This is a genomic window from Pseudomonas sp. NPDC088444, from assembly GCF_044900175.1.
Lineage (GTDB): Bacteria > Pseudomonadota > Gammaproteobacteria > Pseudomonadales > Pseudomonadaceae > Aquipseudomonas.
The window spans coordinates 175171-194963 of sequence record NZ_JBJDNK010000003.1 but is presented as its reverse complement, the minus strand read 5'-3'; the positions used below and the strand labels follow the sequence as shown (position 1 = coordinate 194963).

The 19793-nt window shown below is 61.7% G+C and carries 18 protein-coding genes; 13 read left to right on the top strand and 5 right to left on the bottom strand.

Going from position 1 to position 19793, the window contains the following annotated elements:
- Window positions 1-13: 13 nt before the first annotated feature.
- Window positions 14-682, bottom strand: a complete 669-nt coding sequence (locus ACI2KB_RS07875; RefSeq protein ID WP_404633124.1) for a polysaccharide lyase family 7 protein — start codon at window positions 680-682, stop codon at window positions 14-16.
- A 490-nt stretch (window positions 683-1172) separates the two neighbouring features.
- Between ACI2KB_RS07875 and ACI2KB_RS07870 the strand changes: the two genes are divergently transcribed.
- The 10 genes from ACI2KB_RS07870 to leuD all read left to right on the top strand — a co-directional run bounded on the left by ACI2KB_RS07870 (window position 1173) and on the right by leuD (window position 12688).
- Window positions 1173-1625, top strand: coding sequence for a MarR family winged helix-turn-helix transcriptional regulator (locus ACI2KB_RS07870; RefSeq protein WP_404633122.1), 453 nt, complete (start codon window positions 1173-1175; stop codon window positions 1623-1625).
- A gap of 5 nt (window positions 1626-1630) precedes the next feature.
- Window positions 1631-3721 (top strand): FUSC family protein, encoded by a 2091-nt coding sequence (locus ACI2KB_RS07865; RefSeq protein WP_404633558.1) that lies wholly within the window; start codon window positions 1631-1633, stop codon window positions 3719-3721.
- Window positions 3722-3735: 14 nt separating this feature from the next.
- Window positions 3736-3945 (top strand): DUF1656 domain-containing protein, encoded by a 210-nt coding sequence (locus ACI2KB_RS07860; protein WP_404633556.1) that lies wholly within the window; start codon window positions 3736-3738, stop codon window positions 3943-3945.
- 1 nt (window position 3946) lies between these two features.
- The gene (locus tag ACI2KB_RS07855) at window positions 3947-4864 is read left to right on the top strand and encodes an efflux RND transporter periplasmic adaptor subunit (protein WP_404633120.1); all 918 of its coding nucleotides are present in this window, start codon (window positions 3947-3949) and stop codon (window positions 4862-4864) included.
- Window positions 4861-6303: an efflux transporter outer membrane subunit gene (locus ACI2KB_RS07850; protein ID WP_404633118.1), complete on the top strand. Its 1443-nt coding sequence runs from the start codon at window positions 4861-4863 to the stop codon at window positions 6301-6303. Before ACI2KB_RS07855 ends, ACI2KB_RS07850 begins: the two co-directional genes overlap by 4 nt.
- A gap of 215 nt (window positions 6304-6518) precedes the next feature.
- Window positions 6519-7352 carry an aldo/keto reductase gene (locus ACI2KB_RS07845; protein ID WP_404633116.1) on the top strand — a complete coding sequence of 278 codons (834 nt, stop codon included), beginning with the start codon at window positions 6519-6521 and terminating at the stop codon, window positions 7350-7352.
- A 129-nt stretch (window positions 7353-7481) separates the two neighbouring features.
- Window positions 7482-8498, top strand: a complete 1017-nt coding sequence (locus ACI2KB_RS07840; RefSeq protein WP_404633114.1) for a transporter — start codon at window positions 7482-7484, stop codon at window positions 8496-8498.
- A gap of 349 nt (window positions 8499-8847) precedes the next feature.
- Window positions 8848-10452, top strand: a complete 1605-nt coding sequence (locus ACI2KB_RS07835; protein WP_404633112.1) for an inorganic phosphate transporter — start codon at window positions 8848-8850, stop codon at window positions 10450-10452.
- A 204-nt stretch (window positions 10453-10656) separates the two neighbouring features.
- Window positions 10657-12078: a 3-isopropylmalate dehydratase large subunit gene (leuC, locus tag ACI2KB_RS07830; RefSeq protein ID WP_404633110.1), complete on the top strand. Its 1422-nt coding sequence runs from the start codon at window positions 10657-10659 to the stop codon at window positions 12076-12078.
- 1 nt (window position 12079) lies between these two features.
- The gene (gene leuD / locus ACI2KB_RS07825; protein WP_404633108.1) at window positions 12080-12688 is read left to right on the top strand and encodes a 3-isopropylmalate dehydratase small subunit; all 609 of its coding nucleotides are present in this window, start codon (window positions 12080-12082) and stop codon (window positions 12686-12688) included.
- Window positions 12689-12851: 163 nt separating this feature from the next.
- Here leuD and ACI2KB_RS07820 read toward each other — a convergent pair whose 3' ends face one another.
- On the bottom strand, window positions 12852-13766 hold the full coding sequence (locus ACI2KB_RS07820) for a LysR substrate-binding domain-containing protein (RefSeq protein WP_404633106.1): 915 nt from the start codon (window positions 13764-13766) through the stop codon (window positions 12852-12854).
- Between the two features lie 301 nt (window positions 13767-14067).
- Here ACI2KB_RS07820 and ssuD point away from each other — a divergent pair, with 301 nt between their 5' ends.
- Both ssuD and ACI2KB_RS07810 read left to right on the top strand, forming a co-directional pair.
- Window positions 14068-15204 (top strand): FMNH2-dependent alkanesulfonate monooxygenase, encoded by a 1137-nt coding sequence (gene ssuD / locus ACI2KB_RS07815; protein ID WP_404633104.1) that lies wholly within the window; start codon window positions 14068-14070, stop codon window positions 15202-15204.
- Window positions 15205-15334: 130 nt separating this feature from the next.
- The gene (locus tag ACI2KB_RS07810) at window positions 15335-16438 is read left to right on the top strand and encodes a sigma-54 interaction domain-containing protein (RefSeq protein ID WP_404633554.1); all 1104 of its coding nucleotides are present in this window, start codon (window positions 15335-15337) and stop codon (window positions 16436-16438) included.
- A 13-nt stretch (window positions 16439-16451) separates the two neighbouring features.
- Here ACI2KB_RS07810 and ACI2KB_RS07805 read toward each other — a convergent pair whose 3' ends face one another.
- A complete protein-coding gene (locus ACI2KB_RS07805; RefSeq protein WP_404633102.1) occupies window positions 16452-16787 on the bottom strand; it encodes an antibiotic biosynthesis monooxygenase in 336 nt (111 codons plus the stop codon).
- A gap of 188 nt (window positions 16788-16975) precedes the next feature.
- Here ACI2KB_RS07805 and soxR point away from each other — a divergent pair, with 188 nt between their 5' ends.
- Window positions 16976-17437, top strand: a complete 462-nt coding sequence (gene soxR, locus ACI2KB_RS07800) for a redox-sensitive transcriptional activator SoxR (protein ID WP_404633101.1) — start codon at window positions 16976-16978, stop codon at window positions 17435-17437.
- Here the strand turns inward: soxR and ACI2KB_RS07795 are convergent.
- Both ACI2KB_RS07795 and ACI2KB_RS07790 read right to left on the bottom strand, forming a co-directional pair.
- Window positions 17428-17916: a hypothetical protein gene (locus ACI2KB_RS07795; protein WP_404633099.1), complete on the bottom strand. Its 489-nt coding sequence runs from the start codon at window positions 17914-17916 to the stop codon at window positions 17428-17430. The genes soxR and ACI2KB_RS07795 overlap by 10 nt on opposite strands.
- 204 nt (window positions 17917-18120) lie before the next feature.
- On the bottom strand, window positions 18121-19533 hold the full coding sequence (locus ACI2KB_RS07790; RefSeq protein ID WP_404633097.1) for an FAD/NAD(P)-binding protein: 1413 nt from the start codon (window positions 19531-19533) through the stop codon (window positions 18121-18123).
- Window positions 19534-19793 lie beyond the last annotated feature (260 nt).

Below are 19793 nucleotides of genomic sequence, written 5' to 3'. Positions count from 1 at the left end.
CGATCGCATCCGATCAAGCCTTTTTGTCGTGGGTCACCTGCAACTTGTAAAACGTCGCCGCCCCGCCCTCGGTCGCGTACCCGGTGTTGTCCTGGGTGTACACCCCCGCCTTGAAATACAGCTGCTTGCCGTTCCAGGTCGCATCGAGCTTGCTGTCCCACTGCATCTCGTGGGCATTGACCGTAAGGTTGCCCGCCGGGGTCAGGTGGATGGTGTAGGTGAAACGCTCCTTGAGCAGCACACCGGTTGCCAGTTGAATCACTTCAGGCTCTGAGGTTGGCGTGACGCGGTACTTGATGACCAGATTGCCGGTCTGGGTTTTCTCCTTGTATTGATACTCCAGCTTGATCAACGGCTCGGTGCTGCCATAGCAGTGGATCTGACCAATGACGATCTTGCCGGACGATGGCACCTGATCCACGGTCAACGCCGCACGCAGGAAATTGTCCGCCTGGTTGTAGGTCCAGTTGTGCACCGCGCCGTTGGCGTAGGTCTCTCGCAGCTCAGTGCGCGGGTAGACCGCGTTGTCTGTCCGCGAGCCGGTCACCGGCGCCCAGAAGAACAGCGTGTCGCCGGAGCGGAAATAACCATCCTGATAGCCCGCCACCAACTTGGGCGTGTCGATGGTCGCGGCAGGAATACCGACGGGGACGGAGAGGTTCCAGGTAGCAAGGTCGATCATGTTGCACTCGTGGGTGCGCATTGCGCACCAGCAAAGGGAGGTCTCTGGAACGGGGGTTCTGGCCCCGTTGTCTGTCGCCTTTGCTATCGGCTGAATCGGTTGTTCTTTAGCCGCCCTACCCCGTCAAGAAATCGCCAAAGACCACCCGCAAACACCGATGGCTATTATTTTGAGATCAAACAATTCAAACACGCGATTGCGCATTTTTTGATCAAATTGGCGGATTCCGGGCACATCGGTTCCGCCATTTTTTTGGAGCCCACTTCGACCTGCCGGTGAAAAAACAACCAGAAACCACCGAAATGCCCGACAGACGGTCATAAATTTCTTCTCGCCCCTACAGCTACGCTGCCGTTCATCCAGTTTTCATTTGACGAAACAACTTTGTTACCGGATATTAATAGTTAGCAACCTAATAATACGGCGTCTAATCATTCACTGCCTAACCAAATCCCGTTCGATCTACGACTCTCCACACAGCGGCACTCACATGAACCTAGACTCACTGCAAATGCACATCACCGGCGGCGTCGTCGCAGCGTCCCGCCAATGGCGCCGCGTGTGTCAGACCACCCTGGTGAACTACGGCGTGTCGGAGGCATGTGCAGGCCCTCTGCTGATGATCGCGCGCCTGGGTGAAGGCGTGCGCCAGGTCACGGTCGCCCAGGCCTGTGGCCTGGAAAGTCCTTCGCTGGTGCGCCTGCTCGACCAGTTGGGCAAAGCCAATCTGGTGCAGCGCACCGAAGACCCGACGGATCGCCGCGCCAAGGCCCTGAGCCTGACCGAAGAAGGCCGCACGCTGGCCAATTCCATCGAAGACGAATTGATTCGCCTGCGCCGCGACGTGTTCGGCGACATCGACCCGGCAGACCTGGAAGCCACTCTTCGCGTCTTCAAGGCCTTCGCCAAAGCCAGCCCCGTAGGGCCGGAGCTGTCATCTTGAAAGACATGTTCAAAGGCTTCTTTCAGGGCGTGCCCCCCTCTCGCGACTGGTTTTACGGTGTCCGCACGTTCGCCGCGTCTATGCTTGCTCTTTACCTGGCGTTGATTTTTGAATTGCCGCGCCCTTACTGGGCGATGGCCACGGTGTACATCGTGTCCAGCCCGTTCCTGGCGCCGACCAGTTCCAAAGCCCTGTACCGCGCCGCCGGTACGTTTCTCGGCGCAGCGGCTTCGGTGCTGGTGGTGCCGATCTTCGTGCAAACGCCGTTTCTGCTCGCGGTGGTCATCGCTTTGTGGACCGGCACCCTGCTCTTTCTGTCTCTGCACCTGCGCACCGCCAACAGCTACGCGCTGATGCTGGCGGGCTACACCATGCCGCTGATCTCTTTCCCGGTGGTCGACAATCCGCAAGCGGTGTTCGACATCGCTGTATCGCGGACCGAAGAAATCCTGCTGGGCATCGTCTGCGCGGCAGTGATCGGCGCCATGTTCTGGCCACGGCGTTTGGCCCCGGTGCTGGTCGACTCCATGGGCAAATGGTTCAAGGACGCCTCGACCTACAGCGACCTGTTCCTGGCCCGCAACGCCACACCGGAAGCGGTAGGCGCCTTGCGCACGGCCATGGTCGGCACCTTCAACACCCTGGAGCTGATGATTGGCCAGTTGCCCCACGAAGGCGCGCATCGCCAGACGGTGCGCAACGCCAAAGAACTGCGCGGGCGGATGATTCATCTGCTGCCCACTATCGACGCTCTCGACGATGCGTTGTGGGCACTGGAGCGCCGCACGCCCGAACTGGTGGCTGACCTGGCGCCGCTGATCATCGAGTGCCGGGACTGGGTAGAGAAGACCGCCGAAAGTGCACCCGTCCAATACTGGCAAGCGCTTCACGACGAACTCGACCGCCTGCAACCGACGCCTGCGCAACTGGACGATCGCCGCCAACTGCTGCTCTCCACCACGTTGTACCGCCTGCGCGAGTGGATCGACCTCTGGCAAGACTGCCGCAGCCTGCAACACGCCATTGAGACCGACGACCATCGCCCGTGGCGCGCGGTGTATCGCCACTGGCGTCTGGGTCGCCTGTCGCCGTACCTCGATAAAGGCATGATGCTGTACTCGGTGGCCACCTCGGTCAGCGCGATCATCGTCGCCTCGGTGCTGTGGATTCTGCTCGGTTGGCAAGACGGTGCCAGTGCCGTGGCGCTGGCTGCAGTGTCGTGCAGCTTCTTCGCCGCGATGGACGACCCGGCGCCGCAGATTTACCGGTTCTTCTACTGGACGTTCTTGTCGGTGATCTTCGCCAGCCTCTACCTGTTCGTGGTGCTGCCGAACCTGCACGACTTTCCGATGCTGGTGCTGGCCTTCGCCGTGCCGTTCATCGTGGTCGGCACTCTGACCGTGCAGCCGAAGTTCTACCTGGGCACGCTGCTGACCATCGTCAACACCTCGTCGTTCATCAGCATCCAGAGCGCCTACGACGCCGACTTCCTGAACTTCCTCAACTCCAACCTCGCCGGTCCCGCAGGCTTGGCGTTCGCCTTCGTCTGGACGCTGATCGTGCGGCCATTCGGCACCGAAGTCGCCGCCAAGCGCCTGACCCGGTCGAGCTGGCGCGACGTGGTGTCGCTGTGTGAACAAGCGACCTTGGCCGAGCACCGGCAAATGGGCGTGCGCATGCTCGACCGTCTGATGCAGCACCTGCCGCGCCTGGCGATCACCGCGCAGGACACCAACATTGCCCTGCGCGAAGTGCGCGTGGCGCTGAACATGCTCGACTTGCTGGCCTACCTGCCACGGGTGCACGCGGTGCCGCATCAATTGCTGCGGCAGGTGATCGATGAAGTGGGGGCGTATTTCGAGCACTGCCTCAAGGCCCGCGAGCGTCTGCCTGCGCCCAAGGGCCTGTTGATGACCATGGACCGCGCACGCCGCTCGCTGACCTTCGCCTGGATGGGCGATGACGAATCCCGCCTGCACCTGTTGCACGCCTTGAGCGGCTTGCGTCTGGCGCTGTTGCCGGGTGTGGAGATTGTCGACGCGCTGGCCGAGCAAGAAGAACAACCGCCGTATGGCATCGATGGAGCGCCGCTGTGATCGGTATGACTGGAATGATCGGTGATCTGGATATCAGCGGGATTTTCCTGCCCACGTTTCTGGTGCTGATGGGCATCGCTTACGTGATTTTTCTGGTGCTGCACGCCGTGCTGTCCCGTGTGCACTTCTACCGCCTGGTCTGGCACCGGGCTTTGTTCAACGTCGGTCTGTACGCCCTGCTGCTCGGCGTGGTTGATACCCTCAGTCGCTATCTGATGAGCTGAAATGAAAAAACCTCTCCTGACTTTGGGCCGTGTGGTCCTGACACTGCTGGTTGTCATCCTCGCCGCGATCGTCGTCTGGCGCATGGTGATGTATTACATGTACGCCCCCTGGACCCGCGACGGCCACATCCGCGCCGACGTGATCCAGATCGCCCCGGACGTGTCCGGTCTGATCGAGAAAGTTTCGGTCGTCGACAACCAGGCGATCACCAAGGGCCAGGTGCTGTTCACCATCGACCAGGACCGCTTCCGTCTGGCGCTGCGTCAGGCTCAGGCGACCGTGGCCGAGCGCAAGGAAACCTGGGAACAGGCCCAGCGCGAGAACAAGCGCAACAAGGGGCTGGGTAATCTGGTGGCCCGCGAGCAACTGGAAGAAAGCCAGTCCAAGGAAGCCCGTGCCCTGTCGGCGCTGAACGAAGCGCAGGTGGCGGTGGACGCCGCACAACTGAACCTCGACCGCTCGGTGATCCGCAGCCCGGTGGACGGCTACCTCAACGACCGAGCACCCCGTGACCGCGAATTCGTCAGTGCCGGACGCCCGGTGCTGTCGGTGGTGGACAGCGCCTCGTACCACATCGATGGCTATTTCGAAGAAACCAAACTGGACGGCATTCACATCGGCTCGGCCGTGGACATCCGCGTGATCGGCGACAACGCCCGCCTGCGCGGCCACGTGGTCAGCATCGTGGCCGGTATCGAAGACCGCGACCGCACCAGCGGTAACAACCTGCTGCCCAACGTCAACCCGGCGTTCAGTTGGGTGCGTCTGGCCCAGCGCATTCCGGTGCGCATCGCCTTCGACGAAGTGCCTGCGGACTTCCGCATGATCGCCGGACGGACTGCCACGGTGTCGATCATCGACGACGGAGCCGTTAACAAAAGCCCTGACAAAACCACTGACAAAGGAGCCGCTCAATGAAACCCGGTGCGCGCCTGTTGACCGTGGGCCTGGGCATGTTGCTCTCGGCCTGCACGGTGGTGGGTCCCGATTACCACCTGCCCAAGGACGCGGCGGTCAATCGTCCCGATTTGCAGGGTGAGATCGCTGGCACCTCGTCGAACGTGGTGTCGGCGCCAGTCCCCGCCGATTGGTGGCGCCTGTACAACGACCCGAAACTCGATGAACTGGTGCGTCAGGCACTGGCTTCCAGCACCGACCTGCGCGTTGCAGCGGCCAACCTGCAACGGGCGCGCTACCAGACCGATGAAGCGGACGCTGCCGGGGGCTTCACCAACACCGCCAAAGCCGGGGCGCAGCGCTTGCAGGAGGCCGGTCAGGCGTTTCTGATCGAGGACAAAGTGCCGGTGGCCAACGTTGGCGATGTCGGCCTGACCACGTCGTATCAGTTCGACCTGTTCGGTGTGTTGCAGCGCGGCATCGAGGCGGCCGAAGCCAACACCGATGCGGCGCAGGCCGCCGTGGACACCGCGCGGATCACCCTGGTGGCTGACGTCGTGCGTTCCTACACGCAGATTTGCGCGGCCAACGAAGAGCGCAACATCGCCCTGCATTCGCTGGACCTGCAACAGCAGAGCCTGACCCTGACCCAACGCCTGCGCGACGCCGGGCGTGGCGACGAAACCCAGGTCACGCGCTCCCAGACCCAGTACAAATCCCTGCGCGCCGACCTGCCGCGTTATGAGGCCGCGCAAAAGGCCGGGATGTATCGCCTGTCGATGCTGCTGGCCAAACCGCTGGATCAGCTGCCCAAAGGCGTGGCCGAGTGCGCCGAGCTGCCGCACATCGCTCAGGTGATGCCGGTGGGCGATGGCGCAGCCCTGCTCAAACGGCGTCCGGATGTGCGTCAGGCGGAGCGTCGTCTGGCCGTCTCCAGCGCCGCAATTGGTGTGGCCACGGGTGAGTTGTACCCGGACATCAGCATCGGTGCGACGGTTGCCACGGTCGGTATCCTCAAAGACCTTGGCGAACCCTCCACCAACCGCTGGGGCTTCGGCGGGTTGATCAACTGGACCATTCCGTCCAACGGCGCCCGCGCGCGGATTCACATGGCTGAAGCGTCGAACCAGGCCGCCCTCGCCCACTTCGACGGCGTGGTGCTGAACGCCATCCGCGAAGCTCAGACCAGCCTCTCTCAATACACCGCCCTGCTGGAGCGCCGCGATGCACTGGCCGACACCGAAGAATCCGCCAAACAAGCCGCCGATCAGACCCACCGGTTCTACATGGCCGGTCGAGAATCCTTCCTCGCCGACCTGCAAGCCACCCGCACCTACACCGACGTGACCGCGCAACTGGCAGCGGCCAATACGCAAGTGGCCATGGGACAGATTGATTTGTTCCTGGCGCTGGGTGGGGGTTGGGAGAATAAGGAGGCGACTGCGCAGGCCCAAAAATAACGGCCAACACAGATCCAACCTGTGGGAGCGAATTCATTCGCGATGGGGCCGACACAGACGCTGCATTTCCATCGTCTGGAACACCGTCATCGCGAATGAATTCGCTCCCACAGCGGTTCTGCACCCGCCGCCACACTTGCCACGGCTGCTTGAATTGAACCCTTCCCCGCCTAAACTGCCTGATCTCTTTATACCTATCCGGCAGGAGGCACCCCATGCGTACGTTGCAACTGGCTGACAAAACCGTTCCCGTCATCGGTCAGGGCACCTGGCGCATGGGCGAAGACCGTCATCAACGCAAGGACGAAGTCGCCGCCCTGCAACACGGCATCGATCTTGGCCTGACCCTGATCGACACCGCCGAAATGTACGGCGAAGGCGGCGCCGAGGAAGTGGTGGGCGAAGCCATCGTCGGTAAGCGCGATCATGTCACGCTGGTGAGCAAGGTCTACCCCCACAACGCCAGCCGCAAAGGCGTCATCGCCGCCTGTGAACGCAGCCTGCAACGCCTGAAAACCGAGCACATCGACCTCTATTTGCTGCACTGGCCCGGTTCCTACCCACTGGACGAAACCGTCGAAGCTTTCGAAGGGCTTCGGGTCGCGGGCAAGATCGGGCGCTGGGGCGTTTCCAACTTCGACGTGTCCGATCTGCTGGAACTCGACACTGTCACGTCCAGCACCAACTGCGCCACCAATCAGGTGCTCTATAACCCTGCCGAGCGCGGCATCGAATACGACCTCATTCCCTGGATGCAAAACGCCCTGATGCCGCTCATGGCGTACTGCCCCATCGGCCAGGCGGGTGACCTGCTGATGAACCCCGCCATCCTGCAAATCGCCGAACAGCATGGCGTGACGCCCGCGCAAATCAGCCTGGCCTGGGTGTTGAGGCAAGAAGGCGTGATTGCGATCCCCAAGGCAGTCGATCCTCACCACCTGCGCCTGAACGCCGAGGCGGTGAACATCGAATTGAGTCTTGAGGATGAATTGTTAATTGATACGTCATGGCCCGCGCCGATTCGCAAGTGGCCGTTGGGGATGGTTTGAGGCACAGCGCGCGCCTACCCGTAAAATCGCAATGCGCAGACATAAAACGTCACAAAACTGTCAAAAAGCCTTGCGATGATGCCGCTTTCGATCCTGTGTCCCCAGGGCACATTTCGCCTGCGAGCCTTCATGAACCAAAGCATTGCCCGTTCTCAGGACTCTGACATTTTCGGTCTGTTGTATGGCTTTCGTTTCCGCTCCGGAGAGGCTGCCCAACAGATCGATTCACCTACAGCGCTGGAGGCGCTGCGCCAACCGGCAAACCCGGATGAGTTCATCTGGCTGCACCTGAACCTCGCTCACGCCAGTTGCGAGCGTTGGTTGAAAACCAACCTCGACTTGCCCGACGAGTTTCTCGAAGCCCTGCATGAAGGCTCGCGCTCGACCCGCATCGAACACGTTGACTCTGCCCTGTTGGCAGTGGTGAACGATGTGGTCTTCGACTTCAACCGCGTTTCCAACGACATTGCTACGCTCTGGGTCTGTGTGCGCAGCAACCTGATGATTTCGGCACGGCACAAACCGCTGCGTTCGGTAGACAGGCTGCGGTCGTCGGTCAAACAGGGGGAAACCTTCCGCTCCCCGCTGGAACTGCTGGCACACCTGCTACGAGATCAAAGCGACGTGCTGGCGCAATTCATGCGCAAAACCAGCCTCAGCGTTGATCGCATCGAAGACCAACTGCTGGCAGAACGCCTGAGCAACAATCGCACCGAACTGGGCGCGATGCGTCGGGTGCTGGTGCGCCTGCAACGCCTGCTGGCATTGGAGCCGGGCTCGCTGATGCGCCTGCTGCACCGCCCGCCGCAGTGGTTGCAGGAAGAGGATTTGCAGGAGCTGCGTCAATCCACGGAAGAGTCGGCGCTGGTCATCAGCGACCTCACGGCCCTGGGCGAGCGCATCAAACTGCTGCAAGAAGAAATCGCCGCCAACCTCAACGAACAGAGCAGCCGCACACTGTTCACCCTGACCGTCGTGACCGTCCTGGCCCTGCCGATCAACATCGTGGCGGGGTTCTTCGGGATGAACGTCGGGGGAATTCCGCTGGCCAGCGATCCGCACGGGTTCTGGATTCTGGTGGTGCTGGTGGCGACCTTTACCTTCGTGGCAGGGCGGTGGGCGTTTCACAAGAGTCGGGATTATTGAAGCTGCGCTAATCCGCTTCTGGCCGTAGGCCGTAGGAGATTCTATGTTGTCTGGTCCACCGCATTCGCCACCAAGGCGGCTCCCACAGAGATAAATCTCTGGCCTGACACACATTACTGTGGGAGCCGGCTTGCTGGCGAATGCAGAATGTCAGACACCCCTGTGGTCAATGACCCACCGTTTTCGCCAGTAAAGCGGCTCCCACACAGAATGCGAAGCTGCAGTCGATTTCTTGAACACCACCCATCCTTTAGCGCGACAAATCCACCCGAACCCTGACCTGCGTCGTATCGTTGTCACATTTTGTAATGATCATTGTTCACATCCCATCTCAACAGGATTGTGAATCATGGCGACCCCCTCACTGGCTCAAGGCTCTGCCGGGCTGAGTTCTCAATTCGGGCGCAAGCCTGGCGTGCTGACGATGGTGATTTTCTTCGCCATCCTCGCGCTCGGCCTGCTGTACACGGCCTATAGCCTGAAATCGGACATGGATGATCTGGGCACGGTCGTGACCACGTGGGTGCCGTTCCTCCTGCTCGGCGTGGCGTTGCTGATCGCCTTGGGCTTCGAATTCGTCAACGGCTTCCACGACACCGCCAACGCCGTCGCGACGGTGATTTATACCCATTCGCTGCCGCCGAATTTCGCGGTGGTCTGGTCGGGCGCGTTCAACTTTCTGGGCGTGCTGTTCTCCAGCGGCGCGGTGGCGTTTGGCATCATCGCGCTGCTGCCGGTGGAACTGATTCTGCAAGTCGGCTCGTCCGCCGGTTACGCGATGATCTTCGCGCTGCTGATCGCGGCGATCCTGTGGAACCTCGGCACATGGTGGCTGGGCCTGCCTGCGTCGTCGTCGCACACGCTGATCGGCTCGATCATCGGCGTCGGCGTGGCCAACGCGTTGATGCACGGGCGCGACGGCACCAGCGGCGTGGACTGGTCGCAAGCCACCAAAATCGGCTATTCGCTGCTGCTCTCGCCGCTGGTCGGCTTCACCTGTGCGGCGCTGTTGCTGTTGGCCCTGCGCGCGTTCGTCAAGAATCGCGCGCTGTACAAGGCGCCTGAAGGCAATACCCCGCCGCCACTGTGGATTCGCGGCCTGTTGATCCTGACCTGCACCGGCGTGTCCTTCGCCCACGGCTCCAACGACGGCCAGAAAGGCATGGGGTTGATCATGCTGATTCTGGTCGGCACCCTGCCCATGGCCTATGCGCTGAACCGCACCATGCCCGCCGATCAATCGGTGCAATTCGCGGCAGTGGCAGAAGTCACGCAACAGGCGCTGAGCAAAGCTGTGCCGTCCCCTGCACCTGCTGACCCGCGTAAAACGCTGTCCGAGTACATCCGCGACAAACAGCCGACGCCTGATCTGGTGCCTGCGCTGGCGGTGATGGCGGGCAAGATCGGCATTCAGGTCGCCAGCTACGGCTCGCTGGCCAAGGTGCCTGCCGAAGCCACGGCGAACGTGCGTAACGACATGTACCTGACCTCCGAAGCCATTCGCCTGATGGATAAGAACAAGGTCGGCAATTTCGACGCTGACACCCAAGGCAAAGTCTCGAAGTTCAAGCAGCAGATCGACGATGCCACGCGCTTCATTCCGCTGTGGGTGAAGATCTCCGTGGCCATCGCACTGGGGCTGGGCACCATGGTCGGGTGGAAGCGCATTGTGGTGACCGTCGGCGAAAAGATCGGCAAGACCCACATGACCTACGCCCAAGGCGCCTCGGCCGAAGTGGTCGCCATGCTGACCATCGGCGCGGCGGACATGTACGGCCTGCCGGTGTCGACCACCCACGTGCTGTCCTCCGGCGTGGCAGGCAGCATGACCGCCAACGGCTCGGGCCTGCAAATGCGTACCCTGCGCAACCTGGCCATGGCCTGGGTCTTGACCTTGCCTGCGGCGATTCTGCTGTCGGGCGGGTTGTACTGGCTGTTCACCCAGATTTTCTGATTTACAGGGCTTCACGTGCTCTCCTTCACAGGCGCTCAAGCGCCTGTTTTTCAACCGCACGCCGAGACTCCTGTGGGAGCCGATATCGCGTGGACCGCTCGATCAAACACGATCCATGTCCCAAGCCCTCACCGTTCGAGCATTGATGCCCCTCCCTGCCTGCCTAAGATGGGCGCTACACCCCGCCTGAACCGTGAACCGGCCATGACCACAAAAAGAACGCTGTACGACAAACACATCGATTCGCACACCGTGTGCACCCTTGATGACCAGGGCCATGTCCTGCTGTACATCGACCGCCAGGTCATCAACGAATACACCAGCCCTCAGGCGTTCAGTGGCTTGCGCGAAGCCGGGCGTGAGGTCTGGCGGCCGGAAACCGCGTTGGCGGTGGTCGATCACGTCAACCCGACCGCGCCGAAACGTGTGGCAGCGATGGCCGATCCGGGGGGCGCGCTGCAAGTGTCCTACCTGGCCGACAACTGCGAAAAATTCGGCATCGAGTTGTTCGACGTGCTCGACCAGCGCCAGGGTATCGAGCACGTCATCGCACCCGAGCAGGGCTTCATCCTGCCCGGCATGGTGATTGCCGCAGGTGACAGCCACACCACCACCTACGGCGCGCTGGGTGCGTTCGGTTTCGGCATAGGCACCTCGGAAATCGAGCACCTGCTGGCCACCCAGACCCTGATCTACAAACGCCTGAAAACCATGCGCGTCACCGTCGACGGCGGTCTGTCCAGCGGGCTGACCTCCAAAGACGTGATCATGGCGCTGATCGGGCGCATCGGTGCATCCGGCGCCACCGGATACGCCATCGAGTTCACCGGCTCGACTATCGCAGCGCTGAGCGTCGAAGCGCGCATGACCATCTGCAACATGGCGGTCGAGGCCGGTGCACGGGGTGCATTCATGGCACCGGACGACAAAGTGTTCGCCTACCTAAAGGACAAACCCCGCGCCCCGAAAGGCGAGCTGTGGGACCAGGCCCTCGCCCGCTGGAAAACCCTGCGCAGCGATGACGACGCGGTGTTCGATCAGGAAATCCACCTCGACGCCCGCGACTTGCAGCCCATGGTGACTTGGGGCACCAGCCCGGATCAGGCGGCAGCGATCAACGGCAGCGTGCCTGATCCTGAAACCATCGCTGACCCGATCCTGCGCCAGGACATGCGCCGCGCCCTGACCTACATGGGCCTGGAGGCGGGCATGCCATTGAGTGACATCGTCATCAGCCACGCCTTCATCGGCTCGTGCACCAACGCACGCATCGAAGACCTGCGCGACGCGGCCAGTGTCGTGCGCGGCAAGCACGTCGCCGAACACGTGCGGGCGATGATCGTCCCCGGCTCTACCGCGGTGCGGGATCAGGCCGAAGCGGAGGGGTTGGCGACGATCTTTCGTGACGCCGGATTCGAATGGCGCCAGTCGGGCTGCTCGATGTGCCTGGCGATGAACGACGACGTGCTCGCCCCCGGCGACCGTTGCGCCTCCAGCACCAACCGCAATTTCGAAGGCCGACAGGGCGCGGGCGCACGCACTCACTTGATGAGCCCTGCCATGGTCGCCGCCGCTGCGATCACCGGCCACCTGACCGACGTTCGCAGCCTGCAAGGGAGCCTCTGAGATGCAGCCATTCACCCACGTTCGCGGCAAGGCCGCGCCGATGCTCGCGGCCAACATCGACACCGATGTGATCATGCCTAAACAATTTCTCAAGGGCATCGACCGGGCCGGGCTGGATCGGGGCCTGTTCTTCGACCTGCGCTTTCTGCCTTCAGGCGAGCCAAACCCGGATTTCATCCTCAACCAACCGGGATGGCAGGGGGCGAAGTTCCTCGTCACCGGCCCCAATTTCGGTTGCGGGTCGAGCCGTGAGCACGCCGTCTGGGGCCTCAAGCAGATGGGCATACAGGCGCTGATCGGCAGCAGCTTCGCCGGGATTTTCTACGACAACTGCCAGCGAAACGGTGTGCTGACCATCGTGCTGGACGAGGCGCAGGTTCAGGCACTGGGGCGCCTCATCAGCCAGGCAGACACTGCCGACATCGAAGTGGACCTTCCGGCGCAGGAGATCCGTTTGCAAGATGGACGGAGGATGCCGTTCCAGATCGATGAACTGAGAAAAGACGCGCTGTTACTGGGGCTGGATGCGATTGGCAGTACGTTGCAGAAACGCGAGCAGATTCTGGCGTTTCAGCAGCGGCATCTGGCGGAGAATCCATGGCTGGTCTGAGAACCTGCTGACGAAATGTGACTTCTGTGGGAGCCGGCTTGCTGGCGAATGCGCTGTGTCAGCAACATCAATGTTCAATGACACACTGCATTCGCCACCAAGGCGGCTCCCACAGGGGGCAAATGCGGCGTGTCAGATCTGGCGGGGCAGCTCTGCAAGTGATTTACAACGACAACCCCTGAAAATGCGCCTGCAAAAACTCCACGCACACTCGCAATTTCCCTGAGTTGGCCAGCCGCGTCGGGTACACCGCCCAGACGTTGGCGCTCTCGGTGTATTCAGGCAGCACTGGCACCAGCCGCCCCTGCTCAAGAAACGGTTTGACGTCCCACAACGAACGCTGCAACACCCCTCTGCCGTCCAGCGCCCATTGCAGAACGATCTCGCCACTGTTGGACGACAACGGCCCGCTGACCCTCACCGTTTCCGCCACACCGTCACGCTCCACGTGCCAGATACCAAAGGCGTTGTCGCGCTCCTTGATCACCAGGCAATCGTGCTGCTCCAGATCACTCAACTGCTGCGGCGTGCCACGCCGGGCCAGGTAATCCGGGGCGGCGCACAACACCCGGCGGTTGCTCACCAACTGGCGCCCGATGTGTTGTCCGGGGATGTCATCGCCCACACGAATCTCCAGATCGAAGCCTTCGCTGACGATGTCGACCACTCGGTCGAACAGGTCCAGACGCACCTCCAGATCCGGGTACGCCTCGGCCAGTTTCGAGATTGCCGGGGCCACATGATTGCGGCCAAAACCGAACGAGCTGCACAAGTGCAGCTTGCCCCGTGGCGCCGAATGGGCGTCGGACAGTTCGTCATGGAGCAACTGAAAGTCTTCGAGAATCCGCACCGCCCAGCGCTGCACCCGCTCACCGTCCTCGGTCAGCGCCACCTTGCGGCTGGTGCGGTGCAACAGCCGCGTGGCCAGGGTCGATTCAAGAATCTGGATGCGCTTGCTGACATACGCCGGGGACAGCCCGAGTTCGTCCGCTGCGGCGGCAAAACCGGCCTTGCGGATCACGGTGAGGAATACCCGCAGGTCTTCGGGCAGGGGTGCCACTTCTTTTTTTGAGGTCATGCGGGGTTCTTTTTATCAGGCTCGGTCAATGACCTGTGGGAGCCGCCTGGGTGGCGAAAGCGTTATGTCAGCCAACATTGACGTTTCCGGCATACCGCATTCGCCACCCAGGCGGCTCCCACAGTCCGAATCGCGGACAACAATAACATCCCGCCAACCCGGGCGTTTCAAAACGTAAACATCGATATATCTCCAAACGCTATAAAAATATGGAATTAGGTTCTTTTACGGAATAACTCACACCCTCTATAAATAGCCCCACTTATTCCAAAAGCCACTGCTTCAGCGCGAAGGATTTCTCATGGATGTTTTCTGGTTTCTCCCGACTCACGGCGACGGCCATTTTCTGGGCACCACCAAGGGCGCACGCCCGGTCACGCTCAACTACCTGAAGCAAGTGGCGCAGGCCGCCGATGATCTGGGTTACCACGGCGTGCTGATCCCTACCGGCCGTTCCTGCGAAGATTCCTGGGTCATCGCCTCGGCGCTGGTGCCATTGACCGAGCGCCTGCGTTATCTGGTGGCGATTCGTCCGGGCATCATCTCGCCCACCGTCTCGGCGCGTATGGCTGCGACGCTGGATCGCCTGTCCGGCGGGCGTCTGCTGATCAACGTCGTGACCGGCGGCGACCCTGACGAAAACCGGGGTGATGGCAGTTTCCTGGACCACAGTGAGCGCTATGAAGTCACCGACGAGTTCCTGAAAATCTGGCGCCGCGTGCTGCAAGGCGAAGCGGTGGATTTCGAAGGCAAACACTTGAAGGTGCAAAACGCCAAGGCCCTGTACCCACCGATCCAGAAGCCTTACCCGCCGCTGTATTTTGGTGGCTCTTCACAGGCCGCCCACGAACTCGCCGCCGAGCAGGTGGACGTGTACCTGACCTGGGGCGAGCCACCGGCCGCTGTCGCCGAAAAGCTCGCTGACATCCGCGAACGCGCTGCCCGCAATGGCCGCACCGTGAAGTTCGGTATTCGCCTGCACGTCATCGTGCGCGAGACCAGCGAAGAGGCGTGGAAAGCGGCGGACACCCTGATCGAGCACATCAGCGACGAAACCATCGCAGCGGCACAGAAATCCTTCGCCCGCTTCGACTCTGAAGGCCAGCGCCGCATGGCTGCGCTGCATGACGGTCGTCGCGACAACCTGGAAATCGCCCCGAACCTGTGGGCCGGTGTCGGCCTGGTCCGTGGCGGCGCGGGCACGGCACTGGTGGGTAATCCGCAAGAAGTCGCTGCGCGGATCAAGGAATACGCCGACCTGGGCATCGAGAGTTTCATTTTCTCCGGCTACCCGCATCTGGAAGAGGCCTATCGCTTCGCCGAACTGGTGTTCCCGCTGCTGCCGGAGCCGTATCGCAGCCTGGCCGGTCGCGGCATCACCAATTTGACCGGGCCGTTCGGCGAGATGATTGCCAACGATTTGCCGCCGCAGAAATAGAAGCCGTCACAGCCGTGATCGTTCCCACGCTCTGCGTGGGAACGATCACCGTCGTTGCCCGTACGATCGCCGCGACAAGGAGTCCTCAAGCATGACCGCCAGCGTCCCGTTTCAACCACAAGTGATCCCCATGCAGCTACTGACCCTACCGCCCTCGCCCGCACTGGCCACTTCGATCCGCGCCACCGCGCAAGTGTTCGAGGACCCCAAATCCCAGGCCCTGCTGGCCCACGTGCAGCAGGTCGCACCCAGTGATGCCAGCGTGTTGATCATTGGCGAAACCGGCACCGGCAAAGAATTGGTCGCCCGCCACATCCATAACCTGAGCGCCCGTCGTCACCAGCCGTTCGTGGCGGTGAACTGCGGCGCGTTCTCTGAATCCCTGGTCGAGGCCGAACTGTTCGGCCATGAAAAAGGCGCCTTTACCGGCGCCCTGACGGCCAAGGCTGGCTGGTTCGAAGAAGCCAATGGCGGCACGCTGTTCCTCGACGAAATCGGCGACCTGCCGATGGCCATTCAGGTCAAACTGCTGCGCGTGTTGCAGGAGCGTGAAGTCGTGCGCCTGGGCTCGCGCAAAAGCACGCCGATCAACGTGCGCGTGCTGGCCGCGACCAACGTTCATCTGGAGCGCGCCATCAACGCCGGGCATTTCCGCGAGGATTTGTTCTATCGGCTGAACGTGGTGAACCTCGAACTCCACACCCTGCGCGAGCGTCCCGGCGATATCCTGCCGCTGACCCGGCATTTCATCGATGTCTACAGCCAGCGTCTGGGCTGCGGGCCAATCCAGATCAGCAGCGAGGCCGAGTACAAGCTTCGGTCCTACAGTTGGCCAGGCAACATTCGCGAGCTGGAAAACGTCATTCATCACACCCTGCTGATTTGCCGCAACGGGTTGATTCAAGCGAGCGACCTGCGCCTGTCGAACCTGCGTCTGGAGCGGCAGGAAGAATCTGCCTCTGTCGTCGATGACTCCACCGATGCGCTGCTGGCCCGTGCGTTCCAGAACCTGTTCGAAGAACAGGCCGGTGCGCTGCATGAAAAGGTCGAAGACGCGCTGTTGCGGGCGGCCTATCGTTTCAGTCATTACAACCAGGTGCACACGGCACAATTGCTGGGCCTGAGCCGCAACGTGATCCGCGCGCGCCTGATCAAGATCGGCGAACTGGCCGTGAACAAACGCCGCCCCGGTGAGCAGCTTCAAGGGGACCGGATGGTGCAGGTTTCGGTTTGAAAAAGGGCTGCGCTCACCGCGGCCCGACGATTTCACTCACCCACTCATACGCGTTAAAGGTCATCGCCTTGGTCTGATACGCGCGAATCAGTCCCCAGAAATCCCCCTCCCCCTGCTCGGCATTGGCCACCGCCGCTTCGCATTCGGCTTTCGACTGCCACAACACGTGGCTGAGGACACGCTGGCGGTCTTCGCTGACCTGCACGCTGGCGCGAATGAAACCGGGGTAGGTCCGGGTAAAGTTTTCGAAACGCTCGTTGAGGGCAGCCACCAGACCCGCCTGATGGCGCGGGTCAACCACGAACTCGACGAACTGGCTGAATGGAAGGGTTGAGTCTTGTGACGTCATGAACGCTCTCCACAGATGACGAAAGTCGCTGAACAGCATGCTGCATCCCTGATCGCCAGGAACTACGTTTCTTGCGCCGTATTGAAACAATCCGGGCCTGTTGCGGACCAAGGCTGCGAAGGGTAAAACCTCCACTTAACTAGAGGTCAAGCCTCATTTCTCTTTCGTTGCAGGATTCAGGGCTTTCCATGCGCACTACAGACGCCACGCACCTGGCTCGGGAACTGACCATCGGCCAACTGTCCGCCCGCAGCGGCGTGGCAATCACCGCGCTGCGTTTCTATGAATCCAAGGGACTGATCAGCAGCCAGCGCAACGCAGGCAACCAGCGCCGCTATCCTCGCGATGTGCTGCGCCGGGTCGCCCTGATCAAGACGGCGCAGCGTCTGGGCATCCCGCTCGCGACCATTCAAGACGCGCTGGACACCCTGCCACAAGACCGTGCCCCTACTCTGGACGACTGGAACCGACTGTCCGCACGCTGGAAAACCGACCTGGACGACCGCATCAACCGTCTCACCGCGCTACGTGATCAGCTCAACGGCTGCATCGGCTGTGGCTGCCTGTCCATGGAGGCCTGCCCGCTGCGCAACTGGGGCGACAGCCTGGGCGACGACGGCAGCGGGCCTCGTCTGCTGGATCAGGACTGAAGGTTCTGCGGACTGACCAGCGTCCCCGCCAACGCTCGATCCTCCAGTGATAGTTGCATCTGCTGCATGGCCTGATTCAACTGGTTGGTGGCCTGAATCAGCGCGTTGGTCATGGCTGAAATCTCCAACTGCAACTGACGCATCTTGTTTTCACGAACCCTGGGCGACAGCGAACGGTCGCTCATGAAGGCCTGCATGTCTTTCATACGCTTGGCGATGCGCTCCTGAATCGAGCGAATCATCTTCAATTGATCCTTGATTCGGTCTGGCAGGTCAGTCGCATCGATATCGGCGTCCTTCTTGCCGCTTTTCGCCGCTTTTTGCGCCTCCGGCGACAACAACACTTCGACGCTCTGGCGCAGCTGTTCGGCGGCCGTGGGCAGTGCGTTGCTGTCCTTTGTTGCCTGCGATGCCCTGGTGACACTCAATTGCAGCACGGGTGTGGTATCACCGGGATTGCTGAAGTTCAGGCTCAACATGAAAAAACGCCTCTGAAGTCCGTGAATGACCCGTGCGTCCATGGGGATTCAGGGGGTCGTCAAGGGGCTTTTCGGCGCTTTCGGACAGTCCTTTAGGGTGATGGCGTGAAATTGTGTCGTGATCGACACAATTCCGCAGCATGTCGATTTCCTTTGTAGGAGCGGGACTTGCCCCTACGCCCTTCGGGCAGAGGCTGTAGGCGTTCACCTCGCAGCCAATCGCGCCGCCAACGCCTTGGCCTGCAACGCCACATCAGTGACGGCCGTGCTTTCCCACCACATCCCGCGCAGCGGTGGCCCCATCGCGAACAGCCGCGACGACACCTGCCCTTGCGCATCCAGCACTGCGCCGCCCGCATCGGCCGCAATACCCAACGCCAGTGGCCCCGGCTGAATCAACCCACGCGCCAGCAACTGCTTGGGCAGCGCTTTGTCCACGCGTCGCCAGTCGTACTGAATACCGGTGGAGTTGATCAAGGCTGCGCCACTGACCTCAGTCGGCTGATCCTCGCCCCGGTAGCGAACGCTGATGCGCACCTGCCCTGCGGCTTTGTCGTACACGTTCTGCAACGACGCGGCATGAATCTTCAAACGCCCCTCTTCAACCAACCGCTCCAGCAGTTTCGCGCTTGGCGGTGGCGAGCGGTGGTGATGGCTTTCCCACCAAGGCCGCACGTGGCGTACGAACTGACGCCGTTGACGGTCCGTCGCCTGACTCCACAAACGCGGAATATGCACCCGAACCGTGTCCAGCGGCGCCTGCCAATCGATCCCCTGAGCGATGGCCTGCTCGCATTGTTCCCGAAGCGCGCGAACCAGTTGCCGAGTGCTGCGCACGCTATGATCAGCGCCGAGAAAATCCGGCCAGGCCGGTGGCTGGCGGCGTACATGAGGCAGCAGGCCATGGCGCGAGAATACGTCGATGGGACCACGATGCCCGGCCCGTTCCAGCGAGACTACGGCGTCAACCATCGTCAGCCCGGAACCGATGATCAGTACACGACCTTGCGGATCCAGCTGACGCATGGCGTCGACGTCCCACGGGTCTACCGCCGCGGCGTTGAGGGCGCTGGCGTCGCGTTGCGGGGTCCGTGCGGCGGCGAACATACCGGTCGCCAATACGCCGAAGTACCCACTCAGCCCCCGGCCGTCGGCCAACGTGATGCGCACACCTGTGTCATCGGCCTGCATATCCGTGGCCTCGCTACGCACGTGCTCAACCGTCGAACCGTATGTCTCCCCCAACGTCCGGGCCTGCGCCAGACGCTGTTGAACGTACAGCCCGAAAATGCCCCGCGGCGGAAACAGTTCGGCAACCGGCACATGCTGCTCATCGGACTCTGGCCAGCCCCCTGCCCTGATGAATTCGCCCAGCCAGCGGGTCAGGTCTTCGGGATCATCCGGCTCGACGCCCATGCGCGCGGCGTTGCCATTGAGGGTGTGCCCCAGTTCGGTGGCGCTGTAGGCCTCGCCACGTCCGAGTTCAGGTCTCGGCTCGACGATCACGATTCGCCGCTGCCCCGGCAGGCGCAGCAACTGCACCGCCAGCAGCGTGCCGCTGAGGCCGCCGCCGACAATCAGGATGTCGGCGTCCGGTCGATTGTTCTCTGAGGTCATTGTTCTTCGCCTTCTCTTCGCCACAGTGGCGCGCACGTCTGATTATGGAGAGCGTGCGGGTGGATTCAAACAGGACGTTGGTCGCCCCGTCTCGGTACGAAGGATGCAGGGCACGGGACATGCCGCATTCAGGCCGGGATTACTGGGTGCAAAGCGGGCAAAGTGTTGATGGGGTGTCGCTGGCGCAACATTTGGAACACCGCATCTACCTGTGGGAGCCGGCTTGCTGGCGAATGCGATCTGCCAGTCAACTCCCCTTG